This is a genomic window from Limosilactobacillus sp. DJ3M12 (assembly GCF_947381695.1).
GTDB lineage: Bacteria > Bacillota > Bacilli > Lactobacillales > Lactobacillaceae > Limosilactobacillus > Limosilactobacillus kinnaridis.
The window spans coordinates 1-20,484 of sequence record NZ_CANCWY010000009.1 but is presented as its reverse complement, the minus strand read 5'-3'; the positions used below and the strand labels follow the sequence as shown (position 1 = coordinate 20,484).

The 20,484-nt window shown below is 37.7% G+C and carries 24 protein-coding genes, 1 other RNA gene and 1 other annotated feature; of the genes, 18 read left to right on the top strand and 7 right to left on the bottom strand.

Annotated features, from left to right (window positions below):
- Positions 1-150: 150 nt before the first annotated feature.
- From wecB to rplL, 3 genes are all read left to right on the top strand, one after another.
- A complete protein-coding gene (gene wecB, locus QOS06_RS06105) occupies positions 151-1,272 on the top strand; it encodes a non-hydrolyzing UDP-N-acetylglucosamine 2-epimerase (RefSeq protein WP_182589891.1) in 1,122 nt (373 codons plus the stop codon).
- A gap of 46 nt (positions 1,273-1,318) precedes the next feature.
- Positions 1,319-1,437: a sequence feature (ribosomal protein L10 leader region), on the top strand.
- A 32-nt stretch (positions 1,438-1,469) separates the two neighbouring features.
- Positions 1,470-1,970: a 50S ribosomal protein L10 gene (gene rplJ, locus QOS06_RS06100; protein ID WP_003666309.1), complete on the top strand. Its 501-nt coding sequence runs from the start codon at positions 1,470-1,472 to the stop codon at positions 1,968-1,970.
- A 62-nt stretch (positions 1,971-2,032) separates the two neighbouring features.
- Positions 2,033-2,398 carry a 50S ribosomal protein L7/L12 gene (gene rplL, locus QOS06_RS06095; protein WP_003666310.1) on the top strand — a complete coding sequence of 122 codons (366 nt, stop codon included), beginning with the start codon at positions 2,033-2,035 and terminating at the stop codon, positions 2,396-2,398.
- Positions 2,399-2,585: 187 nt separating this feature from the next.
- Here rplL and QOS06_RS06090 read toward each other — a convergent pair whose 3' ends face one another.
- The 3 genes from QOS06_RS06090 to mscL all read right to left on the bottom strand — a co-directional run bounded on the left by QOS06_RS06090 (position 2,586) and on the right by mscL (position 3,738).
- Positions 2,586-2,870: a hypothetical protein gene (locus QOS06_RS06090; RefSeq protein ID WP_139561174.1), complete on the bottom strand. Its 285-nt coding sequence runs from the start codon at positions 2,868-2,870 to the stop codon at positions 2,586-2,588.
- Positions 2,871-3,002: 132 nt separating this feature from the next.
- Positions 3,003-3,233: a hypothetical protein gene (locus QOS06_RS06085; RefSeq protein WP_139561175.1), complete on the bottom strand. Its 231-nt coding sequence runs from the start codon at positions 3,231-3,233 to the stop codon at positions 3,003-3,005.
- 133 nt (positions 3,234-3,366) lie between these two features.
- Positions 3,367-3,738 (bottom strand): large-conductance mechanosensitive channel protein MscL, encoded by a 372-nt coding sequence (gene mscL / locus QOS06_RS06080; protein WP_003670538.1) that lies wholly within the window; start codon positions 3,736-3,738, stop codon positions 3,367-3,369.
- Positions 3,739-3,844: 106 nt separating this feature from the next.
- On the opposite strand from mscL, the gene QOS06_RS06075 reads away from it, so the two are divergent.
- The 3 genes from QOS06_RS06075 to QOS06_RS06065 are packed head-to-tail and all read left to right on the top strand — an operon-like array spanning position 3,845 to position 5,537.
- Positions 3,845-4,177 carry a PadR family transcriptional regulator gene (locus QOS06_RS06075; RefSeq protein WP_085680178.1) on the top strand — a complete coding sequence of 111 codons (333 nt, stop codon included), beginning with the start codon at positions 3,845-3,847 and terminating at the stop codon, positions 4,175-4,177.
- Complete coding sequence (locus QOS06_RS06070) at positions 4,170-4,781, top strand: DUF1700 domain-containing protein (RefSeq protein WP_078009989.1); 612 nt, start codon at positions 4,170-4,172, stop codon at positions 4,779-4,781. Before QOS06_RS06075 ends, QOS06_RS06070 begins: the two co-directional genes overlap by 8 nt.
- Positions 4,782-5,537 (top strand): DUF4097 family beta strand repeat-containing protein, encoded by a 756-nt coding sequence (locus QOS06_RS06065; RefSeq protein WP_085680176.1) that lies wholly within the window; start codon positions 4,782-4,784, stop codon positions 5,535-5,537. It begins immediately after the preceding gene.
- Positions 5,538-5,637: 100 nt separating this feature from the next.
- Here QOS06_RS06065 and adhE read toward each other — a convergent pair whose 3' ends face one another.
- The 4 genes from adhE to nrdH form a co-directional block, all read right to left on the bottom strand.
- A complete protein-coding gene (gene adhE, locus QOS06_RS06060) occupies positions 5,638-8,274 on the bottom strand; it encodes a bifunctional acetaldehyde-CoA/alcohol dehydrogenase (RefSeq protein ID WP_003670531.1) in 2,637 nt (878 codons plus the stop codon).
- A 357-nt stretch (positions 8,275-8,631) separates the two neighbouring features.
- Entirely contained in the window at positions 8,632-9,651 is a 1,020-nt protein-coding gene (gene nrdF, locus QOS06_RS06055) for a class 1b ribonucleoside-diphosphate reductase subunit beta (protein ID WP_003670529.1), read from the bottom strand.
- Between the two features lie 114 nt (positions 9,652-9,765).
- Positions 9,766-11,937, bottom strand: coding sequence for a class 1b ribonucleoside-diphosphate reductase subunit alpha (gene nrdE, locus QOS06_RS06050; protein ID WP_085650324.1), 2,172 nt, complete (start codon positions 11,935-11,937; stop codon positions 9,766-9,768).
- Between the two features lie 99 nt (positions 11,938-12,036).
- Positions 12,037-12,258, bottom strand: a complete 222-nt coding sequence (gene nrdH / locus QOS06_RS06045) for a glutaredoxin-like protein NrdH (protein WP_003666324.1) — start codon at positions 12,256-12,258, stop codon at positions 12,037-12,039.
- A 257-nt stretch (positions 12,259-12,515) separates the two neighbouring features.
- Here nrdH and tadA point away from each other — a divergent pair, with 257 nt between their 5' ends.
- From tadA to QOS06_RS05985, 12 genes are all read left to right on the top strand, one after another.
- The gene (gene tadA, locus QOS06_RS06040) at positions 12,516-13,028 is read left to right on the top strand and encodes a tRNA adenosine(34) deaminase TadA (RefSeq protein WP_085680174.1); all 513 of its coding nucleotides are present in this window, start codon (positions 12,516-12,518) and stop codon (positions 13,026-13,028) included.
- A gap of 35 nt (positions 13,029-13,063) precedes the next feature.
- An RNA gene (gene ffs, locus QOS06_RS06035) (signal recognition particle sRNA small type) lies at positions 13,064-13,161 on the top strand.
- A 139-nt stretch (positions 13,162-13,300) separates the two neighbouring features.
- A complete protein-coding gene (dnaX, locus tag QOS06_RS06030) occupies positions 13,301-15,136 on the top strand; it encodes a DNA polymerase III subunit gamma/tau (RefSeq protein WP_283595658.1) in 1,836 nt (611 codons plus the stop codon).
- A 20-nt stretch (positions 15,137-15,156) separates the two neighbouring features.
- Positions 15,157-15,465: a YbaB/EbfC family nucleoid-associated protein gene (locus QOS06_RS06025; protein ID WP_003666329.1), complete on the top strand. Its 309-nt coding sequence runs from the start codon at positions 15,157-15,159 to the stop codon at positions 15,463-15,465.
- A gap of 3 nt (positions 15,466-15,468) precedes the next feature.
- A complete protein-coding gene (recR, locus tag QOS06_RS06020; protein WP_003670523.1) occupies positions 15,469-16,071 on the top strand; it encodes a recombination mediator RecR in 603 nt (200 codons plus the stop codon).
- 4 nt (positions 16,072-16,075) lie between these two features.
- The gene (locus QOS06_RS06015; protein ID WP_003670521.1) at positions 16,076-16,324 is read left to right on the top strand and encodes a YaaL family protein; all 249 of its coding nucleotides are present in this window, start codon (positions 16,076-16,078) and stop codon (positions 16,322-16,324) included.
- A gap of 9 nt (positions 16,325-16,333) precedes the next feature.
- Positions 16,334-16,975 carry a dTMP kinase gene (gene tmk / locus QOS06_RS06010; protein WP_085680170.1) on the top strand — a complete coding sequence of 214 codons (642 nt, stop codon included), beginning with the start codon at positions 16,334-16,336 and terminating at the stop codon, positions 16,973-16,975.
- 19 nt (positions 16,976-16,994) lie between these two features.
- Positions 16,995-17,318: a cyclic di-AMP receptor DarA gene (gene darA, locus QOS06_RS06005; RefSeq protein WP_003670516.1), complete on the top strand. Its 324-nt coding sequence runs from the start codon at positions 16,995-16,997 to the stop codon at positions 17,316-17,318.
- A 14-nt stretch (positions 17,319-17,332) separates the two neighbouring features.
- Positions 17,333-18,346: a DNA polymerase III subunit delta' gene (holB, locus tag QOS06_RS06000; RefSeq protein WP_085680168.1), complete on the top strand. Its 1,014-nt coding sequence runs from the start codon at positions 17,333-17,335 to the stop codon at positions 18,344-18,346.
- 10 nt (positions 18,347-18,356) lie between these two features.
- Complete coding sequence (locus QOS06_RS05995; RefSeq protein WP_003670513.1) at positions 18,357-18,707, top strand: DNA replication initiation control protein YabA; 351 nt, start codon at positions 18,357-18,359, stop codon at positions 18,705-18,707.
- Between the two features lie 8 nt (positions 18,708-18,715).
- Entirely contained in the window at positions 18,716-19,582 is an 867-nt protein-coding gene (gene rsmI / locus QOS06_RS05990; RefSeq protein WP_085680166.1) for a 16S rRNA (cytidine(1402)-2'-O)-methyltransferase, read from the top strand.
- 9 nt (positions 19,583-19,591) lie between these two features.
- Positions 19,592-20,353, top strand: a complete 762-nt coding sequence (locus QOS06_RS05985; RefSeq protein ID WP_085680164.1) for an acyl-[acyl-carrier-protein] thioesterase — start codon at positions 19,592-19,594, stop codon at positions 20,351-20,353.
- The last annotated feature ends 131 nt before the right edge of the window (positions 20,354-20,484 follow it).

The window sequence follows — 20,484 nt, the reverse complement described above, 5'->3', positions numbered from 1 at the left end:
CAATTGGCCTTATTACCGCTTGGAATTTCCTATATGTATGTTATCTTATTTTTAGTATTATAATGGCTTATTGGCGGTGGAGTTTTCGCCAAAATTCGTGGATAAAAACGGAACATGGAAAAAATGTTTCTTGAATAGCGGGGAGATATGATGAGAAAGATTAAAGTAATGACGGTATTTGGAACTCGTCCAGAGGGAATCAAAATGGGGCCAGTAGTCAAGGCCTTGGAGCAGGATGATCGCTTTTCATCAGTAGTGGTTTCGACAGGTCAGCATGCTGAGATGCTTCAACAGGTTTTAGCTGTTTTTCAAATAACCCCTGATTATGATTTGAAAATAATGCATCCTGGACAAACATTAACGGAAATTACAATTGAAACGATGACGAAGCTTGAACCAATTATTCAAAAAGAGCAACCAGATATTGTATTAGTTCATGGCGATACTAGTTCTGCCTATGCTTCCGCCTTAGTTGCCTTTTATAATCGGGTTGCTATTGGTCATGTTGAAGCTGGTTTACGAACATGGGATAAATATTCGCCTTATCCAGAAGAGATGAACCGGCAAATGATTGATGATCTTGCTGATTTATATTTTGCTCCCACCCAAACAAGTGCTAACAATCTCAAAATGGGAAATCATCAGCATGGGATTATAGTGACGGGAAATACTGCCATTGATGCTTTGCGGTATACAATTGACCATTCGTATCATCACCAAGTATTAGACGAAATTGATCCCGACAAGAAGGTTATTTTACTTACCATGCATCGGCGAGAAAATTGGGGTAAACCGATGGAAGAAACTTTTAAGGCGATTCAAGAGATTGTGGATCAACGGGATGATATTGACGTTATTTATCCGGTTCATCTGAATCCTAAAGTTCAAGCGGTTGCTAATAAAATTTTTGGAAACGATAATCATTTTCATTTGATTTCCCCATTAGATGTTGTTGATTTTCATAATATTATGAGTAAGTCTTTACTTGTGATGAGTGATTCGGGTGGGGTTCAAGAGGAAGCACCAGCACTTCATAAACCAGTTCTAGTTTTGCGTGATACTACAGAGCGGCCGGAAGGAGTAACTGCTGGAACTCTTAAGTTAATCGGTACGCAATTTAATAATGTAATGAAAGAGTTATCGTCCCTATTAAATAGTCCTGAAGAATATAATAAGATGAGTGAGGCACAGAATCCTTATGGGGATGGGCATGCAAGCGAACGAATTATAGATGCTATTGCTAAATGGGCAGCAACTCAAAAAGAATTATAAAAAGTCCCTTTACAGAACTTCAGAGAATATGTTAAACTGTAACAGTTGATTAAATATGACTCTGCCTAAGACTCAGGTGGCGAAAGCCTTAATCAAATGCCTGCCGAGGAAGAAATGAAAGTTCCTTCTCTATGTCTGCGGTCATAGGGATTTTTTTATAAATCCGATCAAAAAAACATTGCAGGAGGTGAAAATTCATGAGTGAAGCAGCTATTGCTAAGAAAGCTGAAATCGTTAAGCAAACTACTGATATGCTTAACGCAGCTCAAAGTGCTATCGTTGTAGATTACCGTGGTTTAACTGTTGCGGAAGTTACTGACTTACGTAAGCAACTTCGTGATGCTGGTATCCAAATGTCAGTTATCAAGAACAAGATTCTTGATCGTGCTGTTGAAGGTACTGACTACGAAGATCTTCGTTCTACTTTTGTGGGACCAACTGCTGTTGCCTTCTCTGACGAAGACCCAATTGCTCCAGCTAAGATCTTGAAGAAGTTCGCTGATGATCACGACGCTCTTGAAATCAAGGGTGGTTTCATCGAAAAGAGTGTTAAGACTCTTGACGAAATCAACGAATACGCAAATATGCCAGGTCGCGAAGAACTGTTGTCAATGCTTGCATCTGCATTGCAAGATCCAATGCGGAAGATTGCTCGCGCAGTCAAGGCCATTGCCGACAAGGAAGACGAAGCCGCATAATTGCCGTATATCAATACAATACAAATTTAAAATTAATTACCTAAATATTGGAGGAAATAAACATGGCTTTTGATAAGGATGCTATCATTGCTTCATTAAAGGAAGCATCAATCTCTGACCTTAACGACTTAGTTAAGGCTATCGAAGAAGAATTCGACGTTTCTGCTGCTGCTCCAGTTGCAGTTGCAGGTGCTGCTGGTGGCGACGCTGCTGCTAAGGACAGCTTCACTGTAGAATTAACTGAACCAGGTTCAGCTAAGGTTAAGGTTATTAAGGCTGTTAAGGACATTACTGGTCTTGGTCTTAAGGACGCTAAGGACCTTGTTGATGGTGCTCCATCAGCTATCAAGGAAGACGTTAAGGAAGACGAAGCTAACGACATCAAGGAAAAGCTTGAAGCCGCTGGTGCTACTGTTACCCTTAAGTAGTCTTAAATTATTAAATAAAAAAGAGTTACGAAAATATTGTTTTCGTAACTCTTTTTTATTTCGGGGATACCATATGAGGTGTTCTTTTATAATACGAAAATAGCTCCTACCATTTATTCTAAATAAGGAGCTATTTTATGATGTGTGCAAAATTTTAGAAGAACAGGAAAGTTAAAAGTAAATAAGTCTACTTTGCAGGATGAGTAGTACTATCATTGCTTGTGCGGTAACCAAAGTAGAATTGAATAGCAGCAATAGCGATGTTAACCCAGTTCATAGCAATAAACCAACTGTTAATTGCGCTTGCATCATGAGATACACCATAATAAACCCAAAAACCGATAACAATTGCACAAATATTGATCCAAGCGAAAGTCTTTTGTAGAATTTGATTATTAAGTTGGAACCACATCCAAATGACATTAATGACAAACCAAATTGCCAAGATCCAAAAAATAACATTAAATAACATAAGATATCCCTCCTTAGGGCCTCGATAAACATTAATAAACGCGTATTGAACTGATGAATAGCAACATTCGAAAAAAGTATTACGCGGTGTGGTTAGCAGTTGAAGTTATTTACAATGATTGGTAATACTTTACTAATTTTGGGAAAGTTGTTGCTTAGCATCTTCATACCCGTCAACATAGTCACGAAGAGCATGCATCTTACCTTTAATAAACTTATTGGTGACATTAATAATTCGTTGCGGATACTTCCTGAAAGGTTCTAGAGCCTTATAATCCTTAACTACTTGATCATAACCTTTTTGGTATGCATTTGTTGCACCATTTTGGCTATTTGACGTAGGACAATTTTTCTTTTTGAACATCTTTATCACCTCTTTTGTTGTCCTACCATGATAGTAACAAGTATACAAACTCAATTCCAATGATATAGTATAAAAATTAAAATATTATGTATTAATAAAAATGCTGGTTAGAAACTTTTAACCAGCATTTTTATTAATCTTTATTCTTTTTCAGAAGTTCAGTAATTTCTTTGAGGTACATAACTTCTTCGCTAGGAGTATCTTTTTTGTTATCTTCTTTTTTGCGGAATGTATTGATTGCTTTTACCATTAAGAAAACAACAAAGGAGATAATCAGGAAGTTAATGACTGCATTTAGGAAACTTCCGTATTTAAACTGAGCATCGCCGACCGTCAAAACAAGATTAGATAGGTCAATTCGACCAATGAATAAACCAATAAGGGGGTTAATAAGGTTATTAACCAATGATTTTACGATTGAGGTAAAAGCTGCACCAACAATTATCCCAACTGCCATGTCAATAACGTTACCACGAGCAATGAATGTTTTGAATTCTTTTAACATAAAATAGGCCTCCTTCTAGCTCTAGAGGGGAACAACTTTAATTATGATTATATCAAACTATTATATTATATGACATATAATATTACAGATAAAAAGGAGGGATAGAATGAAGATTCAAATTACAGTTGATTTACTCGATGGGATGGTCTTAGCAATTCTTGAACACAAAGATTACTATGGGTATGCTTTAACCCAGCGAATGCAATCAGCTATTACCATTTCCGAATCAACAATGTATCCCGTTTTACGCCGGTTAAAAAAAGACGGTTATTTAATAACTTATGATCAGCCTTACCAGGGACGGAATCGCCGTTATTATCAAATTACGGAAGCCGGCAAGGAACACTTACAACGTATTCGTAAGTTATGGACTGATTATAAAAATAGTTTAGATGGTATTTTTTATGGGTTAGGTGAGGGAGAAGATAAAGATGAATGAACGTCAAAAATACATTAATGATTTATCAATATATTTAAGACAATTAACTGATGAAGAACGAAATGATGCCTTAGAATTTTATGATGAATATATTGCTGACGCTGGGCTGGAGACCCGAACAGCGATTGAAGAAAGGTTAGGAACGCCACGACAGTTAAGTCATAAGATATTAGCCGATTATTCAATTAAAGCCAATAATGAATCGATCAAAGAAGGACATCCTGCTTCGCCTCATTCTAGTTGGCGCGTCTTTTGGTGGGTGCTAGTAGCAATTATTACTTCCCCAATAACGTTTGGGCTAGGAATTGCCGTATTAGCACTATTGTTGGCAGCAGGTGGAGTCGCATTCGGTTTAATCGCTGGAATAATTGTCTTGATCTTTGGAGTTGCTGCTGTGGCAATTATATCTCTTTATGTTGGAATTGGTTTAATTGCGACAGACTTGTTCAGTGGACTATTTTATTTTGGTTTAGGATTGACACTGATCGGCTTATTCCTTATTTGTTTACCTTTAATTTACTGGTTAATCAGAGTTATTGTTCAAGGGATTGCGAACTTTGCTAAGTTCATTTATGCAAAAGTGCAGGCAAGGAGAAAAAAGTAAATGAAAAGAATATTTAAGATAGGAGTAATTGTTTTAATCTTAGGAGTAATCCTCCTCGGAATAGGCTTCTTTAATAGTGGTAATAAGGCCATTTATTTTGAGAACAATCGTCCAGCAATCTTTCATTCTCACACTAAAACAATAAGTACTAATAAAGCTTTTGAACGGATTGATATCTCAGCATTGACGGCTAATGTAATAGTTCGTGAAGGCAAGAAATATCAGATTACTTATTCTGGTATAAGCAGGCATACTCCAGCTGTAACTGTTCATAATAACGTTGCTTCAATTCGCCAAACTGGTGGCTTTCCGCTTGTCTTTAACTTTAATGATTATCAGCCCCACCAAGATTTAATCATTGTGACTATCCCACATGATCAAGCCATAGCTGGTCGTATTCATTTAGAGAGTGGTGATCTAACAGTTTCTCAAGTTAAAATGGACAATATTGATGTTAACAGTGATGCAGGCGAGGTTGAATACCGTCAAGTTACATTACGTGGAGGAAGTACAAAACTCTCGTCAGGTAACTTCACAGGACATGATTTAACAGTTCAAGGACAATATACTGTTAATAATCAATCTGGTGATAATACGGTCACAAACACAACTGTTGATGGCTACTTCCTAAAGACTGATGCAGGTGATAATGAACTTAATGGTGAAGATAAGGGTGAAGAACCCTTACATCAGAATGATGATGCAGAAAATGTGCTCCGCTTGATAACGCAATCTGGTGATAATGAAGTGAATTAAGGTAACTAAGATTAATAAAAGCCCCTCGATATCTAGAAATTAGATGTCGAGGGGCTTTTTATAATAGGAGAAAAGTCTTAATTTTTAATTATACGCTGGATTATTTTTCTTCAACGCCAGTACCATCGTAGCAACGTTCAAGTAATTCCTTGAGTTGGCTAACAAGTGGTTCAACTGGGTTAGTAGTAGTACATTGATCTTCGTAAGCTAAGCGAGCAAGATCGTCAACTACTTTATCAAATTCTTCACGTGTAACGCCATTGTCCTTAAGACTAAGCTTAACACCACATTCGTGAGCAAGTTCGATAACTTTCTTAGCATATGCTTCAGCTAATTCTTCATCAGTGTTGCCTTTCAAACCAATGAACCGTGCAATGTCAGCGTAGTCCTTAGTTGCATGGTAAGTCTCATAGTGAGGCCAGAGAGCAAGCTTTTGTGGACGTTTTGCGTTAAAGCGAATTACTTGTGGCATTGCAATAGCGATAAGCAAACCGTGAGGAAGACCGAATGCTCCACCCATCTTGTGGGCAAGAGAGTGGTTAATTCCTAAGAAGGCTTGACCAAATGCCATACCGGCCATTGTTGAGAAGTCGTGCATCTTACGACGAGCTAACTTGTCACCTTGAACTGACTTAGGAAGGTTTTCCATAACACCCTTGATGGTTTGTAGTGACCAACCACGAGTGTAATCAGTTGCCATAACAGAAACATATGATTCAGTAGCGTGACATAAAACATCTAGTCCAGTCCATGCAGTAGTTTTTGCTGGGACAGTTTCAACGAATTGTGAGTCAACAATCGCAATGTTTGGAGTTAAGGCGTAGTCAGCAAGTGGGTACTTAACATGAGTTTCTGAATCGGTAATAACCGCAAATGGAGTAACCTCTGAACCAGTACCTGATGTAGTAGGAATCCCAATAAGTTGAGACTTAGTAGGCTTCTTGATTTGGTAAGCACGCTTCCGAATATCAAGATACTTTTGCATAACCCCATACCATGAAGTTTCTGGGTGCTCATAGAACATCCACATAGCCTTAGCAGCATCCATTGGTGAACCACCACCAAGAGCAATAATTGTATCAGGTTTGAAGTCGTTCATCATGGCAACACCTTTTTCAACAGTGTTTGTTGATGGATCTTCTTCAACGTCATCAAATACTAAGAAAGCAGTGTTGTTTTGACGTTGACGCAATTGATCGATAACACGTTGAACGTAACCACGCTTGCTCATTCCAGGACCAGTAACGATAAATGCTCGGTTAATGTTTGGAATATCTTGCAATTCTTTTAGTGAGTTGCGTTGAAAGTATACTTTTGGGGGAATCTTAACCCATTGACGGTTTTCACGCCGCTTTGCAATTGTTTTGATGTTTAAGAGATCCCAATCAGTAACGTTGTGAGAAATTGAGTTACCACCGTATGAACCGGTACCTAAAGTAAGTGATGGTGTCATGTTGTTGTAAATGTTACCAATACCACCGATACCAGATGGAGAGTTAACAATGATCCGTGAAGCACGCATTTCAAGACCGTACTTAGTTGCTAAATCATCATCAAGGGTATGAATAGCAGCAGTGTGACCTTCACCACCATAGTGTAATAATTGAGCACAAATATCAAAGGCATTTTCATGTGAAGTGGCCTTGTACATTGTTAATACTGGTGAAAGCTTTTCAGCTGAAAGTGGGTACTTGTCACCAACCCCTTCATATTCAGCGATGATAACCTTAGTGTTTTCAGGAACTTTAATTCCACACATATCAGCGATGGCGTTAGCTGAACGACCAGCAATTGGTCCACGAACTTGGTGACGCTTAGGATCAATGAAGCCTTCAGTGAACTTATCAATTTCATTTGGCTTCAAGAAGTAACAGTTCCATTTTTGGAATTCTTCTTTTACCTTGTCGTAGATTTCTTCATCAACAACAACTGAGTTTTCAGTAGCACAGATCATTCCGTTATCAAAAGTCTTAGAAAGAACGATATCGTAAACAGAACGTTCAATATTAGCAGTCTTTTCAATGTAAGCTGGACCGTTACCAGGACCAACACCAAGAGCAGGGTTACCTGAACTGTAGGCAGCCTTAACTAATGAAGGACCACCAGTTGCTAAAATAGTAGCAGTCTTAGGGTGTTGTAACAATGCACTTGTATTTTCACGGCTACTTTCAGGAAGCCACTGAATCATGTTCTTTGGTGCACCGGCCTTTTCCGCAGCTTCTTGTAAAATCTTAGCTGTTTTAATGGAAGATTTCATGGCTTGACGGTGGAATGAGAAGATAATTGTATTCCGCGTCTTAGCACTAATGATTGATTTGAAGATCGTTGTTGAAGTAGGGTTAGTAACTGGAACGATACCTGCAATAATACCAAGCGGATCAGCAATAGTGATGGTTTGGTTTTCATCGTTGTCTTCGATGATTCCGACAGTCTTATCATGACGGATGTTGTTCCAAATGTATTCACTTGCGTAGATGTTCTTGATAGCCTTATCTTCGGCAACCCCACGACCAGTTTCTTCAGCTGCATCAATAGCTAAGTCCATGTGGTGTTCTTCAGCAGCTAAGGCCATGGCTTGACAAATTTTATCAACTTGTTCTTGTGAGTAGTAACGTAATTGTTCAAAAGCTGCTTCACTTTTGGCAATTATGTCATTAACTAATTTTTGCGCATTTTGCTTTTTTTCTTCTTCAGTTAATACGTTTTTTTCAACTTGTTTTTTGTTGTTAGCAGGCATAATTGAAATCTCCTTTTTCAATTCTTTTCTTTGTTAACATTTGAACATGTATAATATTACTACATTTTTTTGCTTTGTAAATACCCTTGTGAACGTTTAAACAATGGTTGCTTTGTATGAATTCGCTTACAATATTGTCTTTATAATACTTGTATAGCAACAAAAAACATTGGTATTATTTTTGAGATTAAGAGATGATAGATTTGTATACTGTTATTAATTGAAGCCTGTTTCACAAATAGAATATAAAAGCGAATATATTAATTTAACTCGGCTAGTTATTAAGTTAACTAATCATTAACAGATTATTATTGGGAATAATAAAAAAGCCACCATTCAGAAATGGTAGCTTTTTTATTAATCGCGGGCATTAATGTCTTTTCCCGCGTTTGGATCTTTAACGTCATAATCACTATCATTCATTGCTTCAACGGCACCCATGCGATACCCATTGCCGACTTGGCTAAAAAAATCATGGTTAGAAGTTGAAGTAGAAATTCCATTCATAACAACTGGGTTAACATCAGAAGCGGTATCAGGGAATAGTGGATCTTGACCAAGGTTCATCAATGCCTTATTAGCGTTGTAACGGATGAAGGTTAAAACATCATCTGTCCAACCAACTTGATCATAAAGAAGATGAGTGTATTTTTCTTCATTATCGTATAGTTCATAAAGGAAATTGTACATCCAATCTTTCATATCTTGTTGTTGCTTTTCTGTTCGATCACGTAAGCCGACTTGGAACTTGTATCCAATATATGTCCCGTGAACTGATTCGTCCCGTAAAATTAGCTTGATAATTTCAGCCACGTTATTTAATTTATTGTGGCCAAGGTAATAAAGGGGAGTGTAGAAACCAGAATAGAATAAGAAAGTTTCAAGGAAAACATTGGCTACTTTCTTTTTGAGCGGATCTTGACTTGGATCAAGGTACATATTTGCAATTTTGACAGCTTTATTTTGCAAATATTCTTCTGTATCGGACCATTCAAAGATTTCTTTGATTTGGTCTGGGGTATTAAGAGTAGAGAAAATAGTTGAGTAACTCTTAGCATGAACTGATTCCATAAATTGGATGTTATTAAGAACTGCTGTTTCATGAGGAGTTTTAACATCTTCTTTAAGGGCAGTTAATCCTGCTTCTGATTGAACAGTATCAAGAAGGGTTAAACCACCAAAAACATGTCCGACAGTCCATTGATGATCGTCATCTAATTCACGCCAATCATCCATATCATTGGCAACTGGGATCCGCGTATCAAGCCAGAACTGTTCTGTTAGCTTTTCCCATGTAGCTTTATCGATCATGTCGGAAACTTCATTCCAATTAATTGCTTTATATTGATTTACAGGTTTAAATTCTTCCAGTTTCATTGATTGAGCTCCTCCAAATACGTTGCTTTTAATAAATCGAGATGCCAAAAGCCATTTGTATACATAATATCAAGTTTACCAGTGCCCAACGTTTAAATCAAATTCTGATTAGGCTTAGATAACACAGCTTTCACATTGGTTTGCACCAATTTCATCGCTATCATCAGTAAACGTTCGAATGTAGTAAATTGACTTAATCCCGCGTTTATAGGCATAGTGCCGTAAGATGTTTAAATCACGAGTCGTCATTTTATCTGTTCGTCCATTTTTCCATTCGTAAAGGCCTGCTGGGATTGTTGACCGCATAAAGAGGGTCATTGAAAGAGATTGATCGATGTGCTGTTGTGCAGCGGCGTAAGTGTCAATAACCTTTCGCATATCCATATCGTAAGCTGAACGATAGTAAGGCATCGTGTCGTTTGAAAGATATGGGGCAGGGTAATAAATTTTACCGATCATCTTTTCTTGACGCTCTTCAACACGATTAATGATTGGATGTAGACTAGCAGTCGAATCGTTAATGTAGGAAGTTGAACCGTTTGGCGCTACAGCAAGACGGTATTGATTGTAAAGACCATCTTGCATTACATTTTCTTTCAACTTCTTCCAATCTTCAATTCCAGGGATAAAAATACCTTCAAAAAGACCTTTAACAACATCTGATTGTGGTCCCCAATCCTTAGTAACATATTTGTCAAAGTAGGAACCATCCGCATATTTACTGTTCTCAAAATCGTGGAAAGTTTCCTGCCGCTCTTTGGCAATTTCATTTGATGCCACTAATGACCAATAATTTAAGAGCATAAAGTAAACACCTGTGAATTCAATCGCAACCGGGCTTCCGTATTGAATATGGTGCTTAGCGAGGTAGCTATGCAATCCCATTGCACCCAAACCAACTGAATGGGCAAGCCGATTTCCGTTTTGAATAGTTGGGACAACATCTAGGTCTTCTACGTCACTGATTCGGGTTAATCCTCGCATCATTGCCTTAATCGATTTACCAAAGTCAGGGCTTTCCATCATATTAGCAATATTGGTTGACCCAAGATTACAACTGATATCAATTCCCATTTCAGAATATGATTGATCATCATTTACTTGCGCTGGTACTTGTACTTGAGCAATCTCTGAACATAAATTACTCATCACAATTTTTCCATTAATCGGATTATCCCGGTTTTCTGTATCAATATTGATAATGTAAGGATAACCTGATTCTTGTTGAAGTTTACTGATTTCATCCTCCAAGTCCCGGGCATTAACTTTCTTCTTGCGAATATCATCGTTTGCTACTAAATTGTCGTATTCTTTTGTGATATCGACGTAGGAGAATGGCATTCCGTATACTCGTTCAACATCATAGGGACTAAACAAGTACATATCAGCATTTTGCTCTACTAATTCGTAAAACTTATCAGGAACCGTAATTCCGAGAGAGAGGGTCTTTAAGCGAATCTTTTCATCAGCGTTTTCCTTTTTTGCTCCTAAGAATTCAATAATATCAGGATGGAAAACACTAAGGTAAACGACTCCAGCTCCCTGTCGCTGTCCCAGTTGATTGGAATAGGAAAAACTATCTTCTAACAACTTCATTACAGGAACAACTCCACTAGCAGCACCTTGTATTTTCTTGATTGGGGCACCAGCTTCACGAAGGTTGCTTAAATTAATTCCAACACCACCACCAATTTTAGAAAGTTGGAGGGCAGAATTGATTGTTCGACCAATGGTATTCATGTCGTCCGTTGTTTGAATCGCAAAGCAAGAAACAAATTCTCCCCGGCGTTTACGCCCAACGTTAAGGAATGTTGGAGTTGCGGGTTGATAACGTTGATGGATGATTTCATCAGCGAGCTGCATTGCTAACTCTTCATCACCATTAGCGAGGTAAAGAGCATTCATTGCGACTCGATCAATATAGTTTTCAAGGTAGTACTCTTTATCATTTGTTCGTAAGGCATATTGAGCATAAAACTTATAAGCTGCCATAAAAGAATGGAAGTGGAAGTTTTGGGCTTTTAAATAATCGTAAAGCTTTTCAATGAATGCTTCACTATATTTATTCATAAATTCCTCTTCAATATAATCATTTTCTTTTAACCATTGAAAACGTTCTTTTAATGAAGAAAAGCTTTTGGTATTCGGTTCTACATTATTTTTGATAAAGTCTTCTAAGGCCAATTTATCTTTATCTAGTTGAATTTGTCCGTTTTTGGGGATATTTACTTCGTTGTTATAATCGTAATATTTAACTTTGGTCATATCGATATCGGATAACGCCATATTAATAACTCACTTTCTGAATTAATTTGATTATGTCAATAAAGAAGCCAGTACACCAATAGCGAATTGATGCCTGGCAAAATATTAGTTTATTTAAACTTAGGCAAGTTGGTTTAATTGATCAGGACGAAAGCCAGAAAAAGCTTGACCGTTAGGAAGTTTTACAACTGGAGTCGCCATAAAACCTTCAGACTTAAGTTGAGATATGTATTCTGGTTGTTCATCGATGTTGTGTTCAATAAATGAAATTTTGTGTTGCTCAAGGAAACGTTTTGTCATCTTGCATTGGATACAATTATTTTTTGAAAATACAGTTACCATCTTCACGAGGCCTCCTAAACGATTAGTCGATGTTTTCTAGTATAACGATGAATTAGAAAAAATCAATTAAAAAAGCACTATATTTCGTGCTTGAAAAATAGTGAAACACAACATATAGTGCTTGAACTAGTGGTTAACACCTGTGAAACTTTTTTTGATAGAATACTTAAGCAGGTGCTTAATAAAATTAATTTGAAAAACTAATCTATTATTATACACTGAACAACAGGGGAATTTTAAGTGCTTGGAGAAAAAGAATGAAAAAAATCAATTCATCATTATCTGAACAACAAAAATTTATGGAGATGGCAATTGCAGAAGCAAAACAAGCCAGAATTTTAGATGAAGTACCAATTGGTGCGATTGTTGTCCACGAGGGACAGGTAATTGGGCGTGGTCATAATATGCGTGAAAAGTTTCAAGATGTTACCTATCACGCAGAAATGCTTGCGATTATGGAAGCATGCACGAATTTAGGAAGTTGGCGTTTAGAGGACTGTGACTTATATGTTACGTTAGAACCGTGTATCATGTGTAGCGGTGCCATTATCAACGCACGAATAAAAAATGTTTATTATGGTGCTGCTGATCCGAAAGCCGGGGCGGTTGATAGCTTATACCATTTACTAAATGATTCCCGTTTAAATCATCAAGTTAATGTCCATTCTGGTATTTTAGGGGATGAGTGTAGTCAAATGTTAAAAAACTTTTTCCGTAAAATTCGTCGCCGCCGGAAAGAGGCTCGACGAAAAAATAAGGCTAACCCCTAGTAATTTAAAGAAAAATAGTGTATTATACTATTTGCCGTAAGGCCTTAGAGCAAGGGTATGCTTACGAACCGTGTCAGGTCTGGAAGGAAGCAGCACTAAGTATGATATACCTTGTGCTCTAAGTTTTATTGATAATTAAGCTGACCCGTAATGGTTTATTGCGGGTCTTTTTTATTTTTAAATTTTAATTAAAATGTATTTTACCTACTTTATGTGATTAATTCCTTGTATAATATTTTATAGTATTTTAAATTCAGAAAGGGAGTCTGGCGATGAGTTATCAGGCATTATATCGTGTCTGGCGACCACAGCGATTCGATGATCTTGTCGGTCAACAGATTGTTACAAGAACCCTAAAAAACGCCATTATCACTCACCAGATAAGCCATGCATACTTGTTCGCTGGTCCACGTGGTACCGGTAAAACCTCAGCAGCAAAAATTTTTGCTAAAGCGGTTAATTGTCATCATTCCAAGGATGGCGAACCTTGTAATGAGTGTGAGATTTGTAAAGCAATTACAAACGGGCAATTAAATGATGTAATTGAAATCGATGCGGCTTCTAATAATGGGGTTGAAGAGATTCGTGATATTCGGGATAAGGCAAAATATGCTCCTACCCAAGCGGACTACAAAGTTTATATAATTGATGAAGTTCACATGCTTTCAACAGGGGCTTTTAACGCACTGCTAAAAACGCTTGAAGAACCACCAGCCAATGTGATTTTTATTCTTGCAACTACAGAACCGCATAAAATTCCTTTAACAATTATTTCGCGGGTTCAACGATTTGATTTTCGACGAATTTCAGCAGAAGATGCATTTAATCGAATGAAATATATTCTTGATCAAAAGGAAGTTACTTATGATGAGAAAGCATTATGGGTAATTGCAAATGCCGCTGAAGGAGGAATGCGGGATGCGTTGAGTATCCTTGACCAGGTTCTTTCTTTCAGTGATAATGAGGTAAAGTTGGATGATGCTTTACTAGTTACAGGAAGTGTTACTAAACAATTATTAAAAAAGTACTTTTTGGAGATTAGTAAGCATGAAGGGGTGACTGCTCTTGACACCATGAAAGATATTTTGGATGAAGGAAAAGATGGTCAGCGGTTCATTGAGGACTTGATTTCCTTTATTCGTGATATTCTCTTATACCAAGAATCACCAAGCTTGATTAGTGTTGAAAGTACGGGACTAAAGCAGGAAGACTTTGAAGAAATAGTCCAACTTGCTTCTTCAGCGACCTTATACCAAATGATCGATGAACTAAATAATATTCAAGAAGAGATGCGTTTTACGACCCATCCGGATGTGTATTTGGAAGTTCTTACAATAAAACTTGCACAAATCGAACCACAAAAGAATATTCAATCGGCACCAGCGGTTTCTTCGGATACAAATACTGAAGCTACTAAGACGATTGAAAAATTACAACAAGAGATACAGCAATTGCAACAAACAGTAAAACAGTTGCAGAATGCGCCGGCAAAGGCTAGTCGACCATCACCTCGGCAACAAAATGAGCAACCACGAGTACAACAAAAGAAAGTGCAGGTTAATCTCAATAAGATTTACCCAGTGTTAGAAAATGCGACTCGTCAAGATTTAATAAATGTTCGTGAGCTATGGGGAGATATGTTGAATCTATTGTCGGTGCCGCAACGGTCCTTACTTCACGTTTCACAACCAGTTGCCGCTAGTGCCGCGGGAATAATTGTTGCTTTTGATTATCCGTTCTTATTCCAACAAGCAGCTGATGATACAACGTTGTTAGAGAATATGGAAAGTGCTCTGCAACGTTTAACTGGAAATGAACGGCAAGTTGTTTTTGTACCTAAGGATAAATGGCCAAAAATTCGGCAAGACTTTATCAAGGATCATGGTTTTGGTAAGAATCAGCAAAAGTCGCAACCTATTAAACAAAAGCCGCAAACTACTGAAGAAAGCGGACAAACTCCTGCAGCTACACCAGCACCGATGGAGGAACCACCGCTACCACCAGAAGATGAGACACTAACTGAAGAAAAGTCACCTCAAGAAGATAACCAAGTAGCAACAGCACAGAAGTTATTTGGTAGTGATATTGTTAAAGTAGAAGATAATTAAGAAAAAGGATGGATGATATTATGATGCGTGGAATGAATATGCAACAAATGATGAAGCAGGCTAAGGCAATGCAAAAGAAAATGATGGCTGAACATGAAGAACTTGCTAAACAGGAATTTGTTGGAAAAGCACCGGATGATATGGTAACTGCTACGTTTAGCGGGGATAATCAATTAATTGACTTAAAGATTAAGCCAGAAGCAGTTGATCCAGATGATATTGATATGCTTCAAGACTTGGTAATTGCTGCTGTGAAAGACGGAATGAAACAAGTCAATGATGCTACTCAACAAAAGCTTGGTAAATATACGCAAGGTATGGGGTTGTAAAAAGTGATCCAATATCCAGAACCATTAGCAAAATTAATTGAAAGCTATACTAAGTTGCCAGGAATCGGGCAAAAGACTGCAACTCGCCTGGCGTTCTATACTTTGAGTATGCAAGAAGATGATGTAACGAACTTTGCTAAATCTCTCCTATCTGCTAAAAGAGACCTTCATAACTGTAGTATTTGTGGCAATATTACTGAAGATGATCCTTGTCCGATTTGTCGCGATAAGACCCGTGATCATTCGCAAATTCTAGTTGTTGAGCAGTTACAAGACGTTATGGCAATGGAACGGATGCATGAATATCATGGTTTATACCATGTCCTTCATGGAGTTATTTCCCCAGTTGCAGGAACAGGCCCAGAAGATATTAATATTACAAGTTTACTTAAACGGTTAAAGAAAGATAATGAAGTAAAGGAAATTATTATTGCAACTAATGCTTCATCAGATGGTGAGTTAACGGCTGGGTACCTCGCTAAGCTAATTAAGCCTGCGGGAATTAAGGTTACTCGGTTGGCGCATGGGTTATCAGTTGGCGCAGATATTGACTATGCTGATGAGATGACATTATTCAAAGCAGTTCAAGGGCGAACGGAGATGTAAGAAAATGTTTTTTAAGCGGCCTACTAAAGAAGTGGAACGTGAACGGAATCAGCGCCTGTTAGAAGCGGTATATTCTACGAAGGCCAGTTGGGATCATGCACGTGAAACTGAACGAGCAGTATATGAAGCAAACGTTAATAGTGAACTTCATTACCGTTCCCGGATTCAAGAACAAAAATTTTTATACCTATATAAAATTGCTCGTAAGTTTAAAGTTCACGGGACGTTAAATGATGGAGTAATTGATCGCTAGGAGAGAGAAATGGACGGTAAATTTATATCATTTGAGGGACCAGATGGAGCTGGCAAGACAAGTGTAATCCAACAGATTCAACAACAATTGGAAGATCAGCTTGGCACAGAAAAAGTTATGTATACTCGTGAACCGGGTGGTAATAAGATTTCTGAGCAAATTCGCCAGGTACTCTTTGATGGTCAAAATACCGATATGGATGGGCGGACAGAAGCATTGCTTTTTGCTGCTGCTCGTCGGCAACACATTGTTTCAGAAATAATTCCGGGGTTGAAAGCAGGCAAAGTTATTCTGTGTGATCGATTTGTAGATAGTTCCATCGCTTATCAGGGAGCTGGTCGTGGCCTTGGTGAAAAAGAAATTTGGCAAATTAATCAGTTTGCGATTGATGGGTTAATGCCGTCGTTGACAATTTACCTTGATATTGAATCGGAAATTGGCTTAAGACGGATTGCTGAGCATCGTTCTAATCAAATTAATCGATTAGACAAGGAAAAGCTTGCTTTCCATCAAACCGTTCGTCAATCTTACTTGAAACTTTACAAAAATTATCCAGAACGGATAAAGTTAATTGATGCAAGGCAGCCACTGGAAAAAGTGATTGAGGATGTAAAAGCAACAATTCATGACCGTTTTTCAGATTTGTTTTAATAAAAAAGGGTGATTAATAATGAAAATGATTATTGCAATTGTTCAATCAAAAGATAGCAATCGTTTACGAAAAGCATTTAATAAAGCTGATATTCACGTTACTCAATTATCAACAACTGGTGGTTTCCTTCGTGAAGGAAATGCGACATTTTTAATTGGAATTGAAGATGAACGAGTTCAAGAAGTATTATCAGTAATTAAAAAGAATGCTGAGTCACGTGAACAATACGTTACATCGCAAATGCATATGGATGTTGAAGGAGGTTCAGCATTTCCTGTCAACGTAAAGATTGGTGGGGCAACTGTTTTTGTCTTACCAGTAGAAGACTTCATTAAATTTTAAGTAGGTGAAGATGGTTGGCTGAACAGGGACAAACACGTGCAGAAAAATTACAACCAGCAATAATTACTCGTTTTCAAAAAATATTATTAAATAGAGAACTTGCTCATGCCTATCTGTTTGTTGGGCCAGGCGGTTCAGGAAAGATGTCAATTGCTCAATGGTTATCGTTACGGTTATTTTGTCTTCATCCCCAAGACAATAAACCAGATTTAACTTGTGCCGAGTGTCAGCGAATCCTGTCTGGGAACCATCCTGATATTGTCTATGCTGCTCCAGAAGGTCGCCAAATAAAGGTTGATGAGATTCGTCACTTAAAAGCAGAATTTTCTAAGAGTGCGGTAGAAGGCAATAAGAAAATTTTTATTATTAAAGATGCTGATAAAATGACAAATGGTGCAGCAAATAGTCTTCTTAAGTTTATTGAAGAACCGGGGACTGGCGTTTATATTTTTATGCTAACGACTAATAAAAGTGCTGTCTTACCAACAATCCGATCACGAACACAGGTGATTGAACTGCCACCATTAAAACGAGATGCATTGTTAACAGTTTTAACTGAACATAATATTCCATCATCTCAGCAACAGATTGCTGTTGGGATTACAGATTCCGTCGCAATGATTGAACAGTGGCAAGAAGATAATTGGTTTGAGAGTGCGATCAAAGGAGTCATTCAGTGGTATCAAGATACGACACGAAATGGGATGTTAGGCTTCGTTGATGTTCAGACAATTCTACAAAAAGTAGCTACCGACCGGGATAAACAACAAGTGATTTTGGACCTAATTACCTTAATCTGGCGTGATACGCTAATGGTAAATTCCGGAATTACAGTTGCCAACCGCCTTCACTTTAATAATATTTTAGGAGAAATGGGAGAAGTAGTTAGAAAATACTCTCCTCAACAATTGTTAGCGGCTAGTCAGTTAACGTTGGAAACTCGTCACATGTTAGAACAAAATATTAGCTTTCAAAATATTGTTGAACAATTGACGATTCGGCTTGTGCAGGTTTTAAGCATTAGTTAGGAGCGAAAAGATGAGTGAAGAATATAGTTCAGATAATCTTTATGAACAATTTGCGCAGGTGATGAACCAGACCCAGGATTTAGTTAATAAAATGGAGCAGTTGCAGGCAAAAATTATTGCTATTTCTGAGGAAAATGTTGAACTTTCAATTGAAAATAAGCATTTGCGTCAGATGATTAAAGAAAAGCAATCACATCATAGTGAAAACCAATTATCTGGATCACGGCAAAATTTAAAAGAGCTTTACCAACAGGGTTTTCATGTTTGCAGTGAGTATTATGGTAAACGTCTTGAGCCTAATGAATCTTGTACTTTTTGTTTAGATGCAATATTCGGACATGAACAAGGAATGACAAAATAGGAGATAGTATGCAGCAAATTAGTAGTTTTAATGATCACCGATCAGGAAGTTTATACTTAGTTCCAACCCCAATTGGAAATTTAGATGATATGACTTTTCGTGCAATTAAAACCTTAAAAGAAGTGGATCTGATTGCTGCTGAAGATACGCGTCATACTCAGCAACTATTAAACCATTTTGATATATTAACCCGTCAAATTAGCTTTCATGAGCATAATACTGAACAACGTGTTCCGGAATTGATTGAGAAATTAAAAGCTGGTTATTCGATTGCCCAATGCAGTGATGCAGGGATGCCTTCGATTTCTGACCCCGGCAAGGAATTGGTAGCGGCGGCAGTTAGAGAAGGGTTGCCAGTGATCCCCCTTCCAGGAGCTAATGCAGGATTGACGGCTCTTATCGCTTCGGGGTTAGTTCCCCAGCCATTTTACTTCTTTGGCTTTTTAGGGCGTAAGCATCAGCAACAGGTAGCGGCGTTGGAGCAATTAAAAGAGCGTGAAGAAACGATGATCTTTTATGAAGCTCCACACCGCTTAAAAAAGACTTTAGCTACGATGGCGGAAGTTTTCGGTAATGAACGGCGAGTTGTTTTAGCACGGGAACTCACTAAACGCTATGAAGAGTTTACGCGGGGAACGCTTGCTGAAACAACTGCCTGGTTTGAAGATCATCAACCACGAGGAGAATTCGTTATTCTAGTAGCTGGGAATGAACACCCGGCAGAGGAGACAGATAATGATATTGAATTACCATTAACAGAACAGGTTGATAAGGAAATCTTAAATGGTCTTTCCACTAATGCTGCGATTAAGCTGGTGGCAAAGAAAAATAATATAAAACGCCAGGAATTATATAAACAATATCATCAATTGTAGGAGAAAAATATGGAGTTAAAGCAAGAAGCACAAACATTTGAAATGCCGCACTTACTAACATATTATGAGTGTGATGAAACAAGTCGTCCAAGCCTAAGCATGATATTAAGTATGATTTCCATGGTATCCGATGAGCATAGTATGTCTTTAGGAATGGGAACCGAAGAAATACAATCTACTGGCGGTACATGGGTAGTAAGCGGCTATGAAGGACATCTTTCCGCAAATCAACCTTCTTTTGGCGAAACAGTTATTTTAGGAACCAAAGCTGTTTCCTATAACCGCTTTTTTGCTGTTCGTGATTTTTGGATAACGGATAAAGAACACCAGATTGAATATGCACGAATTAGGTCGATTTTTGTGTTTATGAATCTAAAGACGCGGCGAATGCAATCAATTCCACTAGCTTTAATTGGACCGTTTAATGCTCCTGTTGCGAAAAGAATTCCTCGTCTAAAGCGACCTCAAAAATTGGATGAAAATGGTTCGATAATAAAGAAAAATTATCAAGTTCGTTATTTTGACCTTGATGCTAATCACCATGTTAATAATGCGCGTTACTTTGATTGGCTTCTTGATCCTCTTGGCCGTGATTTTTTACGAGAGAATCAGATAAAAAGATTTAATTTGCAGTATCTTCAAGAGGTACGCAATGGGGAAATTGTGGAAAGCAAAGTTAATAAGCTCCAAACAAATGATGGAACGGTAACTTACCACCAGATTGGCGTTGATAAGCAAGTTGATGCAATTGCTGAGATAGAATGGTATTAAAAATTAATCAATGAATAATAGCAACTGGTTTCTAGGCAGGAAATTAGTTGCTATTTTATCCATAAATTTGCGAGAATACCCCCACTTCTATAAGTAGGGGATGAATCGCTCTCTTAAAGCACGTTAGTGCT

Excerpts from the sequence above, each read along its gene's own strand:
- wecB (WP_182589891.1), top strand. The coding sequence starts at position 151 with ATGAGAAAGATTAAAGTAATGACGGTATTTGGAACTCGTCCAGAGGGA.
- rplJ (WP_003666309.1), top strand. The coding sequence starts at position 1,470 with ATGAGTGAAGCAGCTATTGCTAAGAAAGCTGAAATCGTTAAGCAAACT.
- rplL (WP_003666310.1), top strand. The coding sequence starts at position 2,033 with ATGGCTTTTGATAAGGATGCTATCATTGCTTCATTAAAGGAAGCATCA.
- QOS06_RS06090 (WP_139561174.1), bottom strand. The coding sequence starts at position 2,870 with ATGTTATTTAATGTTATTTTTTGGATCTTGGCAATTTGGTTTGTCATT.
- QOS06_RS06085 (WP_139561175.1), bottom strand. The coding sequence starts at position 3,233 with ATGTTCAAAAAGAAAAATTGTCCTACGTCAAATAGCCAAAATGGTGCA.
- mscL (WP_003670538.1), bottom strand. The coding sequence starts at position 3,738 with ATGTTAAAAGAATTCAAAACATTCATTGCTCGTGGTAACGTTATTGAC.
- QOS06_RS06075 (WP_085680178.1), top strand. The coding sequence starts at position 3,845 with ATGAAGATTCAAATTACAGTTGATTTACTCGATGGGATGGTCTTAGCA.
- QOS06_RS06070 (WP_078009989.1), top strand. The coding sequence starts at position 4,170 with ATGAATGAACGTCAAAAATACATTAATGATTTATCAATATATTTAAGA.
- QOS06_RS06065 (WP_085680176.1), top strand. The coding sequence starts at position 4,782 with ATGAAAAGAATATTTAAGATAGGAGTAATTGTTTTAATCTTAGGAGTA.
- adhE (WP_003670531.1), bottom strand. The coding sequence starts at position 8,274 with ATGCCTGCTAACAACAAAAAACAAGTTGAAAAAAACGTATTAACTGAA.
- nrdF (WP_003670529.1), bottom strand. The coding sequence starts at position 9,651 with ATGAAACTGGAAGAATTTAAACCTGTAAATCAATATAAAGCAATTAAT.
- nrdE (WP_085650324.1), bottom strand. The coding sequence starts at position 11,937 with ATGGCGTTATCCGATATCGATATGACCAAAGTTAAATATTACGATTAT.
- nrdH (WP_003666324.1), bottom strand. The coding sequence starts at position 12,258 with ATGGTAACTGTATTTTCAAAAAATAATTGTATCCAATGCAAGATGACA.
- tadA (WP_085680174.1), top strand. The coding sequence starts at position 12,516 with ATGAAAAAAATCAATTCATCATTATCTGAACAACAAAAATTTATGGAG.
- dnaX (WP_283595658.1), top strand. The coding sequence starts at position 13,301 with ATGAGTTATCAGGCATTATATCGTGTCTGGCGACCACAGCGATTCGAT.
- QOS06_RS06025 (WP_003666329.1), top strand. The coding sequence starts at position 15,157 with ATGATGCGTGGAATGAATATGCAACAAATGATGAAGCAGGCTAAGGCA.
- QOS06_RS06015 (WP_003670521.1), top strand. The coding sequence starts at position 16,076 with ATGTTTTTTAAGCGGCCTACTAAAGAAGTGGAACGTGAACGGAATCAG.
- tmk (WP_085680170.1), top strand. The coding sequence starts at position 16,334 with ATGGACGGTAAATTTATATCATTTGAGGGACCAGATGGAGCTGGCAAG.
- darA (WP_003670516.1), top strand. The coding sequence starts at position 16,995 with ATGAAAATGATTATTGCAATTGTTCAATCAAAAGATAGCAATCGTTTA.
- QOS06_RS05995 (WP_003670513.1), top strand. The coding sequence starts at position 18,357 with ATGAGTGAAGAATATAGTTCAGATAATCTTTATGAACAATTTGCGCAG.
- rsmI (WP_085680166.1), top strand. The coding sequence starts at position 18,716 with ATGCAGCAAATTAGTAGTTTTAATGATCACCGATCAGGAAGTTTATAC.
- QOS06_RS05985 (WP_085680164.1), top strand. The coding sequence starts at position 19,592 with ATGGAGTTAAAGCAAGAAGCACAAACATTTGAAATGCCGCACTTACTA.